Origin of the sequence: Janthinobacterium sp. FW305-128 (assembly GCF_020858135.1) — a bacterium.
In the GTDB taxonomy this organism is placed as follows: Bacteria; Pseudomonadota; Gammaproteobacteria; order Burkholderiales; family Burkholderiaceae_D; genus Janthinobacterium.
In genome coordinates this window covers 209,277-223,371 of record NZ_JACYMK010000012.1, presented here as the reverse complement: position 1 = coordinate 223,371, position 14,095 = coordinate 209,277, and the positions used below count along the sequence as shown (strand labels likewise).

Annotated in this window: 10 protein-coding genes; 5 read left to right on the top strand and 5 right to left on the bottom strand. The window is 62.8% G+C overall.

Going from position 1 to position 14,095, the window contains the following annotated elements:
• The first annotated feature begins 41 nt into the window (after positions 1–41).
• A complete protein-coding gene (locus IGS60_RS23745) occupies positions 42–1,322 on the top strand; it encodes an EAL and HDOD domain-containing protein (protein WP_035824533.1) in 1,281 nt (426 codons plus the stop codon).
• Between the two features lie 188 nt (positions 1,323–1,510).
• Here IGS60_RS23745 and IGS60_RS23740 read toward each other — a convergent pair whose 3' ends face one another.
• The gene (locus IGS60_RS23740) at positions 1,511–1,882 is read right to left on the bottom strand and encodes an SPW repeat protein (protein WP_083287233.1); all 372 of its coding nucleotides are present in this window, start codon (positions 1,880–1,882) and stop codon (positions 1,511–1,513) included.
• 122 nt (positions 1,883–2,004) lie between these two features.
• A complete protein-coding gene (gene metH / locus IGS60_RS23735; protein ID WP_230506383.1) occupies positions 2,005–5,799 on the bottom strand; it encodes a methionine synthase in 3,795 nt (1,264 codons plus the stop codon).
• 635 nt (positions 5,800–6,434) lie between these two features.
• On the opposite strand from metH, the gene IGS60_RS23730 reads away from it, so the two are divergent.
• Both IGS60_RS23730 and IGS60_RS23725 read left to right on the top strand, forming a co-directional pair.
• Complete coding sequence (locus IGS60_RS23730; RefSeq protein WP_230506382.1) at positions 6,435–8,906, top strand: zinc-dependent metalloprotease; 2,472 nt, start codon at positions 6,435–6,437, stop codon at positions 8,904–8,906.
• A 145-nt stretch (positions 8,907–9,051) separates the two neighbouring features.
• The gene (locus IGS60_RS23725; protein WP_070289978.1) at positions 9,052–9,459 is read left to right on the top strand and encodes a 4-oxalocrotonate tautomerase family protein; all 408 of its coding nucleotides are present in this window, start codon (positions 9,052–9,054) and stop codon (positions 9,457–9,459) included.
• Here IGS60_RS23725 and IGS60_RS23720 read toward each other — a convergent pair whose 3' ends face one another.
• From IGS60_RS23720 to def, 3 genes are all read right to left on the bottom strand, one after another.
• Positions 9,460–10,362, bottom strand: a complete 903-nt coding sequence (locus tag IGS60_RS23720; RefSeq protein ID WP_230506381.1) for a LysR family transcriptional regulator — start codon at positions 10,360–10,362, stop codon at positions 9,460–9,462. It abuts the gene before it with no gap.
• Positions 10,363–10,392: 30 nt separating this feature from the next.
• Positions 10,393–11,349, bottom strand: coding sequence for a methionyl-tRNA formyltransferase (gene fmt, locus IGS60_RS23715; RefSeq protein WP_070222742.1), 957 nt, complete (start codon positions 11,347–11,349; stop codon positions 10,393–10,395).
• A 93-nt stretch (positions 11,350–11,442) separates the two neighbouring features.
• Entirely contained in the window at positions 11,443–11,985 is a 543-nt protein-coding gene (def, locus tag IGS60_RS23710) for a peptide deformylase (protein WP_034749294.1), read from the bottom strand.
• Positions 11,986–12,291: 306 nt separating this feature from the next.
• Here def and dprA point away from each other — a divergent pair, with 306 nt between their 5' ends.
• Both dprA and IGS60_RS23700 read left to right on the top strand, forming a co-directional pair.
• On the top strand, positions 12,292–13,395 hold the full coding sequence (gene dprA, locus IGS60_RS23705) for a DNA-processing protein DprA (protein ID WP_230506380.1): 1,104 nt from the start codon (positions 12,292–12,294) through the stop codon (positions 13,393–13,395).
• Positions 13,396–13,489: 94 nt separating this feature from the next.
• Positions 13,490–13,954: a DUF494 family protein gene (locus IGS60_RS23700; RefSeq protein ID WP_070222738.1), complete on the top strand. Its 465-nt coding sequence runs from the start codon at positions 13,490–13,492 to the stop codon at positions 13,952–13,954.
• Positions 13,955–14,095 lie beyond the last annotated feature (141 nt).

The following is a 14,095-nucleotide window of genomic DNA, read 5'->3' as shown; positions in this document are numbered from 1 at the left end:
CCGCGCGGCCGGTGTCACTCGACGTGATTGATGAAGAGTTAATGATCGATATTTCCAGCAACGACATCACCCCGAAACCCTTGCGCGTGCGCGAGTTCTATCTGGGGCGACAACCTATCCTCGACCGCAACCAGGCCCTGTTCGGCTATGAGTTGCTATTTCGCAACGCTCCGGTCGGTCCCGCCAACATTACCAGCGACCTGTCCGCCACGGCCTCCGTGATCGCCCACGCTTCCCAGCTGGGCATGGAAAAAGTCATCGGCGACGCGCTCGGTTTCGTCAACGTCGACGCCGACGTGATCATGAGCGACATCTTCGTTTTCCTGCCGCGCGAAAAAGTCGTGCTGGAAATCGTCGAATCGATGCCCGTCACGCCGGAAGTGCGCGCGCGCATCAGCGAACTGGTGGGCCACGGCTTTACTTTCGCGCTGGAAAACGTCGTCTCCGATACGGCGCAAGTGCAGGAACTGTTGCCGTTGGTGCAATACGTCAAGATGGACATGAGCACGGTCGACCCGAAAGTGCTGGCAGCGCTGGCGCCCCGTTTCAAGCAGGAAAACAAGAAACTGGTGGCGGAGAAGGTCGAGACGCGCGAAGAATTCAAGTCGGGCCTGGACCTGGGCTTCGATTATTTCCAGGGTTATTATTTTGCCAAGCCCGCCATCATGACGGGCAAGAAGCTGTCGCCATCGCAACTGGCCGTCATGGAACTGATGACACTGGTGACCTCCGATGCCGACAACATGGACATCGAGCGCGCCATCAAGCGTGACGTGTCGCTGGCCCTGAACCTGTTGCGTTTGGTCAATACGCCGGCCGTGGGTGCGCGCCAGCGCATCGATTCGCTGAGCCAGGCCGTGACCGTGCTGGGCCGCCGCCAGCTGCAGCGCTGGCTGCAAATCATGCTGTACGCAGAGCCAAGCAAGCGTGGCCATAGCATGACGCCGCTGCTGATGCTGGCGACCACGCGCGGCCGTTTGCTCGAATTGCTCGCGCATAAACTGCGCCCGAACCATGCCCATTCGGCCGATATCGCCTTTACGGTCGGCATCATGTCGCTGATGGATACCCTGTTCGGCGTGCCGATGTCGGAAATCCTCAGCCAGATCGAAGTGATCGACGAAGTGGCCGAAGCGCTGCTGTCGCGCGAAGGCTTCTACGGCGACCTGCTGCGCCTGGCCGAATGCATCGAACGCATCGAAGACATGGAAGGCGAGATCGTGCCGACCTTGCGCGACCTGGCCATGTCGCCGGACGACCTGGTGGAACTGGAAATGGCGGCCTACGAATGGAGCGATAACGTAGTGCGTTATGCGCTGTAGGTTGGATTAGGTGGGGCCGCCGAGGCCCAAAGGGCCGTAATCCGACACAACATTGTTGGCACTGACCGGTGTTGTCGGATTACGCGCAAGCGCTAATCCGACCTACCCGCTGTAACGTCCCGGATTTCCACTTTTAAAAAACCCTGCACGGCATGCCGTGGCAGGGTTTTTTTACGCCGGTAGCTGCGCTACGCTGCCGCGCCGGGCCAGTGCTTGTGCAGCTCGGGGTCGGTGCGCAGCTCCCACAGGGCCAGCACGGCGACGGCGATACCGACGATCAGCTCGTTCCACATGACGACGCGCTGATCGGCCAGCCGCAGCACCCACGGCGAGGCGGCGACCCAGACGCCCACCAGCAGGTTGACGACGACGGCCCAGAAATAGGTCTTGTACAGATCGAAGGCGGCCAGCACGGCGATGACCAGGCCCGAGACAAAGGCGTTGATCATCTGCGGCGAGCCTTCGGGATAGGAAAAGGCCCAGGGCGAGACGAGCAGCCACAGGCCCAGCAACAGGATCACTTGGTCCTGCCAGCGTTTCAGTTTGAAGTTGGTTGCCATATTACCTCCTTGCCGGTTGGGGAACGGGCCGGAGCGGGCATGCAGCATGCCGGCCGGCATACTGCGTTAGTGCGCTGCGGCGCGCGAAAAGTTCCGCGCGCCGCAGCGCAAGGCGATGGTGCTTACGACAAGTTGGGCGCCAGCCAGCGTTCCACGTCCTCGATCTTGGCGCCACGGCGTTTGGCCATGTCTTCCACCTGGTCCATGCCGATCTTGCCGACGACGAAGTATTTCGACTCCGGATGGGCGAAATAGAAGCCGGAGACGGCCGCGCCGGGGAACATGGCATACGATTCCGTCAGCTGCATGCCGATTTCCTCGGCCTGCATGACCTCGAACATCTCTTTCTTGACCGTGTGCTCGGGGCAGGCCGGGTAGCCGGGCGCCGGGCGGATGCCCACGTATTTCTCGGCGATCATGTCGTCGTTGCCCAAGTGTTCATCGGGCACGTAGCCCCACAAATCCTTGCGCACGCGTTCGTGCAGGTACTCGGCAAACGCCTCGGCCAGGCGGTCCGCCAGGGATTTGAGCATGATGGACGAGTAATCGTCGTGCGCATCCTCGAAGCGCTTTTCATACTTTTCGATGCCCAGGCCGGACGTGACGGCAAACATGCCGATGTAATCCTTCACGCCAGACGCCTTCGGCGCAATGAAGTCGGCCAGGCACTGGTTCGGACGCTGCACGCCGTCGACCACGGGTTTGACGCCTTGCTGGCGCATGCCGTAATACGTGAACGCCACCGTACTGCGCGTATCATCGGTGTACACCTCGATATCGTCGTCATTGACGCTGTTTGCTGGCAGCAAGGACACGACGCCGTTGGCCGTCAGCCAGCGTCCGTCGATGAGTTTTTTCAGCAAGGCCTGGCCTTCTGCGTACACCTTGGTGGCCGCGTCGCCCACCACTTCATCCGTCAAGATGGCGGGGAAGGGGCCGGCCAGGTCCCAGGTCTGGAAGAATGGGCCCCAGTCGATGTAGTTGGCCAGGGTGGCCAGGTCGACATTTTTAAACACGCGGCGGCCGATGAACTTCGGCTTTACGGGCGTGCAGGCGCCGTCGAACGGCACGACCATCTTGTTGGCGCGCGCCTGCGCCAGCGGCAGGATGGGCAGGGCCTTTTTGTTGGCGTGCTGCTCGCGGATGCGCGCGTAGTCGAGTTCGATGTCTTCCACGTATTTGTCGCGCTGTTCCGGCGTCAGCAGCGATTGCGCCACGGACACGGAACGCGAAGCGTCCGGCACGTAGATCACGGGGCCTTCGTAGTTGTGCGCGATTTTCACGGCCGTGTGGGCGCGGCTGGTGGTGGCGCCGCCGATCAGCAGGGGAATCTTCAGCATGCGGAAGTGTTCGTCGCGCTGCATTTCCTTGGCGACATACGCCATTTCTTCCAGCGACGGCGTGATCAGGCCCGAGAGACCAATGATGTCGGCGTTTTCCACCTTGGCGCGGGCCAGGATTTCCGAGCACGGCACCATCACGCCCATGTTGACCACTTCGAAGTTATTGCATTGCAAGACTACCGTGACGATATTCTTGCCGATGTCATGCACGTCGCCTTTCACGGTCGCCATGATGATCTTGCCCTTCGGCTTGGCGACGATGCCCGTGCGCTGCTCTTCGAGCAGCTTTTCTTCCTCGATGAATGGAATCAGATGGGCCACGGCCTGCTTCATCACGCGCGCCGATTTCACCACTTGCGGCAGGAACATCTTGCCTTGGCCAAACAGGTCGCCGACCACGTCCATGCCGGCCATCAGCGGTCCCTCGATCACGTGGATCGGGCGCCCGCCATTGTGCAGCAGTTCCTGGCGCGCTTCTTCCGTGTCTTCCACGATGAATTGCGTGATGCCATGCACGAGCGCGTGCGACAGGCGTTCCTGTACCGTGCCTTCGCGCCAGGCCAGGGTTTGCGCTTCGGCCTTGCCGCCCGCCTTCAGGGTGCCGGCAAATTCGATCATGCGCTCGGTCGAGTCTTCGCGGCGGTTCAGCACCACGTCTTCCACGCGCTCGCGCAATTCCGGGTCCAGGTTGTCGTACACGCCCACCATGCCGGCGTTGACGATGCCCATGGTCATGCCGGCCTTGATGGCGTGGTACAGGAAGACGGTATGGATGGCTTCGCGGGCTGGATCGTTGCCGCGGAAACTGAAGGACACGTTCGACACGCCGCCCGAGATCTTCGCGTACGGCAAATTTTCCTTGATCCAGCGCGTGGCGTTGATGAAGTCGACGGCGTAGTTGTTGTGCTCTTCGATGCCGGTGGCGACGGCAAAGATGTTCGGGTCGAAAATGATGTCTTCCGGCGGGAAGTCCAGCGCATCGATCAGCAAATGATAGGCGCGCGAACAAATCTCGATCTTGCGCTCGAAGGTGTCGGCTTGCCCTTTTTCATCGAAAGCCATGACGATGACGGCCGCGCCGTAGCGGCGGCACAGCTTTGCCTGGCGCAGGAATTCTTCCTCGCCTTCTTTCATGGAAATCGAGTTGACGATGGCCTTGCCCTGCACGCATTTGAGGCCCGCTTCGATGACCGACCATTTCGACGAGTCGACCATGATGGGCACGCGCGAAATATCGGGTTCCGAGGCGATCAGGTTCAGGAAACGCGTCATGGCGGCCAGCGAATCGAGCATCGCCTCATCCATATTGATGTCGATCACTTGCGCGCCGTTTTCCACCTGCTGGCGCGCCACGGACAAGGCTTCGTCGTATTGCTCGTTGAGAATCATGCGCGCGAACGCCTTGGAACCCGTGACGTTGGTGCGCTCGCCCACGTTGACGAACAGCGACTCGTCATTGACGACGAACGGTTCCAGGCCCGCCAGGCGCAAGTCGTGCGACGGGGCCGGCACGGTGCGCGGTGTATTTTTCGACAGCAACTCGTCGATGGCGGCGATGTGCTCGGGCGTGGTGCCGCAGCAGCCGCCCGCCATGTTCAAAAAGCCCGCGTCGGCAAATTCGCGCAGCAGGGCGGATGTGTCGGCTGGCAACTCGTCGAAGCCTGTGTCGCTCATGGGATTGGGCAAGCCCGCGTTCGGGTAGATGCAAACAAACGTGTCGGCGATCTTGGCCAGTTCTTCCGCATACGGGCGCATCAGGGCGGCGCCCAGCGCGCAGTTCAGGCCGATGGTCAGCGGTTTCGCGTGGCGCACGGAATTCCAGAAGGCGGGCACGGTCTGGCCCGACAAAATGCGGCCCGAGGCGTCCGTGACGGTGCCCGAAATCATCAAGGGCAGGCGCACGACGGTCGGATTCTGTTCGTAGAACAGGTCGATGGCGAACAGGGCCGCCTTGCAGTTCAAGGTATCGAAAATGGTTTCCACCAGCAGCACGTCTGCGCCGCCCTCGACCAGGCCCTGCGTCTGCTGCAGGTAGGCGGCCACCAGCTGGTCGAAACTGACGTTGCGCGCGGCCGGGTCATTGACGTCGGGCGAGATCGATGCCGTCTTTGGCGTCGGTCCCAGGGCGCCCGCGACGAAGCGCGGCTTGTCCGGGGTGGAATATTTATCGCAGGCGGCACGCGCCAGTTTCGCCGCCTGGACGTTCATTTCATAGGCCAGGTGGGCCATGTGGTAATCGTCTTGCGCGATCGTCGTGGCGCCGAAGGTATTCGTTTCGATCAGGTCGGCGCCCGCCGCCAGGTAGCGCTCGTGGATTTCCTGGATGATGTGCGGCTGCGTCAGAGTCAGCAGCTCATTGTTGCCTTTGACGAACAGTTCGCGCGCGCCGCTGTCGGCCGGCGCGGCGAAATCGATGAAGCGGCCTGCGGGACCGCCACGGTATGCTTCTTCGTCGAGCTTGTACTGCTGGATGATCGTGCCCATGGCGCCGTCGAGGATCATGATCCGCTGCGCCAGGATGGCGCGCAAGGTGGCTTCGGTCGGGGACATGGCGGGGATCACGGTATCGTTCATTTCATGCTTTCAATAGGCAAACGGGCGGCGGCGCGGCGACAAGACAGTACGAGGCGGTTGCGGGCCAGCAGGATCAGCTGACGGAGTGTGCCCGCCGGGTAGGGCAGGCAGAAGGTGGCAATCGCCTGAATCACCGGGTCTAAAATTATACGGCATCAGGCTGCTTTGGTTTTAAGCAAAAGCGGCCGTTCGCCTCGCGGCAGGCTTGCTTGCAACAGATCGGCTTGCGCCGCGCCTGATTCTGAAATGACATTCCTGAAAATCTTACTCAAAGTATTAATTCTTCCGCCAAAATTGCCAGGAAGATATGTCCTCCAGGCTGTGGAAAAATTCCCACATTCTTGGCGCCATAGCAGCCTGTTTTAATGGATTGTATGGCAATAGCTGCAAAGGAAAATAATTTTGATTCAAGGCCATGTAGGTGGGGGCGAATAATTCTTAGATAAATATTTCCAGACGAATACTTTATTATTATCAAAACCAATTGAATCAAAAGCATTAATAGTTGTCTTTGGGAATCGAATTAACCGATAATATGGGTTCTTCGAAATCACATTCTCACCAAAAGTCACCAATATGTCACATTTCTCTCGTGTCCTCCCCGGCATCGCGCTGCACCAACATGGTTGCCATCCATGAAAAACCATCTGCTTGTTGCATTGTTTCTTGTGCTGGGCCTGTCCGCTTGCGGCGGTGGCGGCGGTGGTGACACGGCGGTGGCGACCACGTCGGGCAATCCTGCCGTGGTTCCTGCCGTAACGGCCGTCTCGGCGGCGAATGTCGCCGTGGGCGGCAGGCTGGTGGTGACGGGCACGAATCTGAGCCGCGTGACGGCTTTCCAGGTAGGCGGCGTGAACGTTGCCGCCAGTGCCAGCAGCGACACCAGCGTGACCCTGGCCATGCCGGGCACCCCTATGACGGGCGCCTTGAGCCTCGTCAGCGCCAGCGGCACGGCGACCACCAGTTATAACGTCAATGTATACTTGCCGCTGAGCGTGAGCAGCATCGCGCCAGCGACGGGCGGCGTCGGTTCCAGCGTGACGATCGCGGGCGGCGGCATGGGCGCCGTGACGGCGGTGCAGTTCGGCAGTGGCGCGGCGGCAACGCCGCAAAGCCAGACAGCCGGCAGCGTGACGGTAGTGGTGCCTGCGGGCGCAGCGACAGGCGCGCTGACGGTGCGCGGTCCGTACAACGATGTGATCAGCAGCGACACGTACACGGTCTTGGCGAGCGTGGCAGTGACGTCGATCACGTCGGCCGTCAACGGCGCGACCTTGTCGGTGACGCTGCAGGGCAGCAATCTGGACCAGGTCAGCTCGGCAACGGTGGGCAGTACGCCAGCCGTCATCGTCAGCGCCAGTAGCAGCCAGCTGCTGCTGTCTGCGCCAGCGTCGGCAACGGGCAACGTGATGCTGTCGGCCGCTTCGCGCATCGCCGTGAATGCGGGCACGGTGTCGGCCTTTACCTTGGGCAGCATTGATTTCGCGCAGGTACTGAACTTGAATTCCAGCGATGCCGCCTTGCGCCTGACGCGCGGCAAGCCGGCCGCCGTGCGCGTCTCCGTGCTGGCCACGCAAACAGGCCAGACCAGCCCGGCCGTGATCTTGAATGCGACGGCCGCCAATGGCGGCAACCTGGGCAGCATCACCATGAGCGGCCCATCGGTCTTGCCGACGGTGAAAAGCGATTACAGTTTCAACGGCAATTTCAGCGCCGTCCTGCCAGCTGGCTGGATCTTGCCCGGCGTGCGCGTGCGCGTGACGGCAGTGGGCAATGACGGCGTGCAAGTGAGCCAGGAAGCGGCGCCCGTGGTGGGCAGCGCAGCGAAAATTCACCTGGTGCTGGTACCGCTGAGCACCGATGATGGTGTGGCGCAATTGCCTGACGCCGAGGTGATCCGTGCTGCACTGACGCGCGTGTATCCGTATGCGGCGGAAAATATCAGCATCACCACGCGCACGGCGCTGAGCATGCCAGGCAGCAGCACGGCCGACAGCTGGTGGAGCGATGCCTTGGACAAGCTGGACAACAAGCGTGCACTGGAAGATAGCAGCGCCTATTATTATGGTTTCGTGCCGAGAATGTCTTCCACGCGCACCGCCGGCCTGGCCTACATCAACCCGCCTGGCAGCAGCAATGCCTTCACGGCGGCCATCGGCCTCGATGCCAGGTTCAACAGCATTGCCTCCGTCGATCCCTTTGGCAATAGCTGGCCTGAATGGCTGACCACGCTTGTGCATGAGCTGGGCCATAACCACTCGCTGCAGCACGTCGCCTGCGGCGGTCCAGCCAGTGCGGCCACCGACTACCCTTATCCGAATGGCGAACTGGGCCCGCAACCGCTGTACAACAGCGACTATGCGGGGAGCATTGGCCAGTTGAGCAAGGCAGTGTATGGCGCTACGCCGATGAAGGACGTGATGAGCTATTGCAGCGGTGCCTGGTTCTCCGACTACAGCTATGTGCGGGTACAGCAATTCCTGGAAAGGCGCAGCACGCAGGTGACGGGCAGCAATGTGCTGGCCGCCAGCATGTCCGTGGCCGAGAACGGCTATCTGACCATTTCCGGCCGCATCACGCCGGCCGGTGTGGGGCTGCGTCCCGCCGTTGCCTCGTCTGCGCGCATCGGTCCCGCTGCCGGCGGCAGCGGCCATGCATATACCCTGCGCGTGCTGACGGCGTCGGGACAGACTATCGACTTGCCTTTTGATGGCGTTTCCGTGGCTGATCATGGCGGCAACGCCATGAGTCATTTCCGTGTCAGCTTCGCCAACCCGGGCGACATCAGCGACGTGCAAGTGCTGCAAAATGGCAAGGCTTTAGCCAAGCTGGAGCGCTCTGCGCGCCGCAGCAGGGCCGCCGCCAACGATGCCACGTTCGATGCGACACAAAGCGGCGGCAAGCTGGCGCTGGTCTGGAATGCCGATGCGGAACCCTACGCCGCCGTGCTGCACGTGGCCGCCGATGGCCGCAAGACGGTGGTCGCCAGTGACTTGACGGGTGGCAAAGCCAGCGTCGACGTCAGCGCCTTGCCGGCCGGCGGCCGTTTCGAGGTCAGCCTGTCGTCGTCCGTGGGCGCACGCCTGATGAGGGTGCAGCGCCGCTAAGCCAGCGGGCTCGATGCAACGAGGGCTTGCCGCGGCAAGCCCTTTTTTTTTGTGTGGAATATGCACAGATCCTGTACCTGGCGAGGGCTGCCGTTTCACCTCCCGCCTGCCTAGAATGGGGCTTCATCCACTTGCGGAGCATCCCATGCCCATTCTGAACCTGCGTTTGTCCACCACGCCCGATGCGCGCCAGTCGGCCGCCATCGCCGCCACCTTGAGCACCTTGACGGCACAGTTGCTGCACAAGGCGCCCGAACTGACGTCGGTGGCGATCAGCCATCTTGACGCGGCGCACTGGTTTGTCGGCGGGCCATCCCTGCAGGTGCAGGGCAAGGCCAGCTTTTTCCTCGATATCCTGATCAGCGATGAAACGAATACGGCGGCGGAAAAGGCCGCGTATATCGCCGCCGTGTTCGCCGCCATGCATGAGCATCTCGGCGCCTTGCATGACGTCAGCTACATCCACGTGCACGACGCGCGCCAGGCGGCCTGGGGCTACGGCGGCTTGACGCAGCAGTTCCGCGCCGTGCGCAAGGCGCTGCAGCCGGCCTGATCAATCCCAGCGGTGATTTTGATAGTGTTGCACGGCAAAATCGACGAAGACCCTGACCTTCGGCGACAGCTGGCGGCTGTGCGGATACAGCGCGTACAAGGTGCGTGGGCGCAAGGTGTAGCCGGGCAAGACTTCCACCAGCTGGCCGCTGCGCAGCGCCTCGCGCACGATGAAGTCGGCCGCGCCGGCAATGCCCATGCCGCCCACGGCAGCCTCGCGCAGGGCTACGCTGGTATTGGCTTGCAGGCTGCCGCGCACGGCCACCTTGTGCACGGCACCGCCCGCATCGGTGAACGACCACTCGGCCGGCTTCTCGCCGGAGCTGTACATCAGGCAATCGTGCTGTGCCAGGTCTTGCGGCGTGGCCGGATGGCCATGGCGGGCCAGGTAGGCGGGCGAGGCGACGGCCAAGGTGCGGCTGCTGCCCAACTGGCGCGCCACCAGGGTGGAGTCGGGCAAGCCGCGCGCCAGGCGCAGCGCCACGTCGAAGCCATCGTCGATCAGGTCGACGATGCGGTCATTGCAGACGAGATCGATGTGGATGTGCGGGTAGTGGCGCGTAAAGTCGGGCAGCCAGGCGGCCAGTTCCAGGGTGCCGAAGGCCATCGGCGCATTGATGCGCAGGCTGCCGGACGGCTGCGCCTGGTGCATGGCGACGGCGCGGTCGGCCGCATCGAGGGCGTCGAGGATGTCGCGGCTGGCCAGATAGTATTCCTGGCCGGCAGCCGTCAGGGCGAAGCGGCGCGTGGTGCGGTTGAGCAATTGGGCGCCCAGCTGGCTTTCCAGCTGGCGGATCTGGCGCGACACGATGGAGTGGGAAATGCCGAGCGCGGCGCCGGCGGCCGTGAAACTGCCCAGTTCCACGACGCGGCGCAAGGCGCGCAGGGCGGTCAGCTGGTCCATGGGCGCTTGCCGCCGGTATCGATGGCTTAATTAAACGAAACGCTTGCCTTCGAGGGGGAATCCCTTGATGAACTCGGCTGCGGGCAGGCGCTTGCCGCCCGGTTTTTGCAGTTCCGTCAGGCGCAGCGAGCCATTGCCGCAGGCCACGACGATGCCGTGCTGGGCGTCGGCCGCCAGCACCTGGCCAGGCGCTTCCTTGCTGTCCGCGTCGAGTACCTCGGCGGCCCAGATCTTGATGGTGACGCCATCGACCTGGCCGCAGGCGCCGGGAAACGGATTGAAGGCGCGGATTTTCAGGCCCAGTTCCAGCGCCGGCAAGCTGAAATCGAGCGCCGCTTCTTCCTTGGCGATCTTTGCCGCATAGGTGACGCCCGCTTCCGGCTGCGGCACCGCTTCCAGCGGCTGCTGCTGCATCTTGCGCAGGGTCTCGACGATCATCTTGCCGCCCAGTTTGGCCAATTTGTCGTGCAGGGTGGCGGTGGAGTCGCCCGCCTCGATGGGCGTGCGCTCGATGGCCAGCATGGGGCCCGTATCGAGGCCTTCTTCCATCTGCATGATGGTGACGCCCGTTTCATCGTCGCCGGCCTCGATGGCGCGGTGGATCGGCGCGGCGCCGCGCCAGCGCGGCAGCAATGAACCGTGGATATTGATGCAGGGTTTGATGTCGAGCGTGCTGCGCGGCAAGATCAAGCCGTAGGCCGCCACCACCATCACATCGTAATCGGTGGCCAGCAGGCGCTCGTGGGCCGCCTTCGCCTCGGCGGCGCGCTGCGGGTCCTTGCTGTCCATGCGCAAGGACAGCGGCTGCAGCACCTCGATGCCGTGCTGCTGCGCGTACTGCTTGACGGCCGAGGCGTGCAGCTGCATGCCGCGTCCGGCAGGACGGTCGGGCTGGGTCAGCACCAGCGGAATCTCGAATCCCGCTTCGTGCAAGTCTTTCAGGGCCGTGGCGGCGAATTCAGGCGTGCCTGCGAAGATCACTTTCATAGCGTTCCTTGACGTGAGGTGCGCAGGCCCGGGCCGGAGGCGCCAGGCTGGCGTGGTGTTACGACTATTGTTGCTTAGTCTATCAGCAGCGGCTTAGAAACGACGGTTCTGTGCGCGCAAGCTCGCTTCGCGCTCGAGACCGCGGATTTCCTTGATCATCTTGGTCTTGATGCGGTTGCGCTTGAGCGGCGACAGGTATTCGACGAATACCTTGCCCAGCAAATGATCCATCTCATGCTGGATGCAGACGGCCAGCAAGCCATCGGCTTCCAGCTCGTACTGCTTGCCGTGGCGGTCCAGGGCGCGCACCTTGATGCGGGCCGGACGCTCGACGCCGTCATACACGCCGGGCACGGACAGACAGCCTTCGTCGTAGACCTGCTTTTCTTCGCTGGCCCAGGTGATTTCCGGGTTGATGAATACTTGCAGCTGGTTTTTTTCTTCGGTGGTGTCGATCACCATCATCTGGATATGCTCGTCCACTTGCGACGCGGCCAGGCCGACGCCTGGGGCGTCGTACATGGTTTCGGCCATGTCGTCGATCAGGGTTTGCAGGCGCGCGTCAAATTCGGTGACGGGCTTGGCGATCGTGTGCAGGCGAGGATCGGGGTAACGCAGAATATTTAATATGGACATACGGATTCGACTGGTTAAGGTGGGCGCCGGTGCGCCGGATTATTCATGCCTGGGCCATGCGAACGATGGCAGGGCTATTTTATTTTTGAGTACGCTACGGTTGGGCGCGTGTGGCGCAACGGCGCGGCAGATGCGTTTGCCAGTGCGCTATTCGTTTGCTGCAAAGGGAAATTTTATCACAGACGCCCATGGCCCTGTGGACGGCGGGCCGTTTTGCGGCGTCATTGCACGCATCCTTGCGCGCGTCGGTATCGCGTGCGCGCCATGGCGCTAGCATGGGATGCCACAGTACACAACGAGGTTGTCATGCATGCACTTGCAACGACGGCGGACACGGCCACGGAACTGGCGGGCTGGCTGCGCCTCCAGCATCTGCCCGGCGTCGGGCCGGTGGCGGCGCGCGCCTTGCTGGCCCGCTTCGGCTTGCCGCCGCAAATCTTTGCCACGCCGTTCGACATCCTGCGCGAGGTGGTGCCGGCCAGCGTGGCGCGCGCCATCGTGCAGCCGCCCAAGCCGGTGGCCAACAGCCAGCTGGCGCTGACCCTGCAATGGCTGCAGCGGCCCGGCAATACCGTGCTGACCCTGGCCGATGCCGCGTATCCGCCCCTGCTGCTGGAAATCGCCGATCCGCCGCTGTTGTTATATGTGCGGGGACGGGCGGAACTGCTGTCGCGTCCGGGCGTGGCCATCATCGGCAGCCGCAATGCCAGCGCGCAAGGCATGCAGAACGCGGCCGCCTTCGCGCAAGCGCTGAGCGCGGCAGGCTTAACCATCATTTCAGGGCTGGCGCTCGGCATCGACACGCACGCGCACGAGGGCGGCTTGCGCGGCGCGGGCGGCACGGTGGCCGTGATCGGCACGGGCGCCGATTTGGTGTATCCACGCCGCAACCTTGATCTGGCGCAAAGAATTGCCGAACAGGGCTGCATCGTCAGCGAATACGCGCTGGGGCTGCCTGCCATGCCGGGGAATTTTCCGCGCCGCAACCGCCTGATCAGCGGCCTGGCGCGCGGCGTGCTGGTGATCGAGGCGGCGGCCCAGTCGGGTTCCCTGATCACGGCGCGCCTGGCCGGCGAGCAGGGGCGCGACGTGTATGCCTTGCCCGGCTCCATCCATGCGACTTTGGCCAAGGGTTGCCATGCACTCATCAAGCAGGGTGCCAAGCTGGTCGAGTCGGCCGATGACGTGCTGCAAGAGCTGCAGTGGCTGGGCGGCGTCCCCAGCGTGCCGGCCGCGGTGGAAGACGAGCCGCCGCTGCTGGCCGCGCTGGGCCACGATCCCCACGACGCCGATACCCTGGCCGCGCGCAGCGGCCTGGCCATGGGCGCACTGATGGGGCAATTGCTGGCGCTGGAGCTGGCGGGCCGGGTCGAACGCTTGCCGGGAGGACTGTTTCAACGCAGCAAATGACAGCTTGTCACTTGTGTGGCGGCCTTGCCGCACGGGCGCGCTTTGTCTGCGCGCACCCTTGTGTCTTAGCGAGCTTAGCTGCTAGAGTAGAGCCATGTTCGATATCCTGGTGTACCTCTACGAGACTTACTATCGCCCCGATGCCTGCCCCGAGCCGGCAGTCCTGGCGCGCAAACTGTCGGCCGTCGGTTTCGACGACGTGGAGATTTCCGAAGCGCTCGTGTGGCTGACGGACTTGAACGCGATGGCCGGCGCCGAACAAACCCTGACGGCCAGTTCCACGGGCACGCGCTTCTACGTGCAGCAGGAAAGCGACGTGCTGGGCACGGCCGCCATCGGCTTCATCCAGTTCCTGGAAAGCGCCAAGGTGCTGTCGCCGCTGCAGCGCGAAATCGTCATCGAACGGGCGCTGGCGCTCGACGAGGCGCCCGTGTCGCTGGGCAAGCTGAAAGTCATCGTGCTGATGCTGTTGTGGAGCCAGGGCAAGGAACCGGACGCCTTGATGTTCGACGATTTATTCGTCGACGACGAAGACCTGCCTCCCCGCCTGCTACACTAATATAATAGAGCGCTTGCTGGCTGCTCCTCCAGCCGTTGGCCTGACACCCCGGCGCCGCTGCCGCGCCATCCCCTTTAAGATGCACTGCACCGGCGCGCACGCCAGTCCATTGTGTTTGCGCCTGCGCATTCTTGCTTGCAG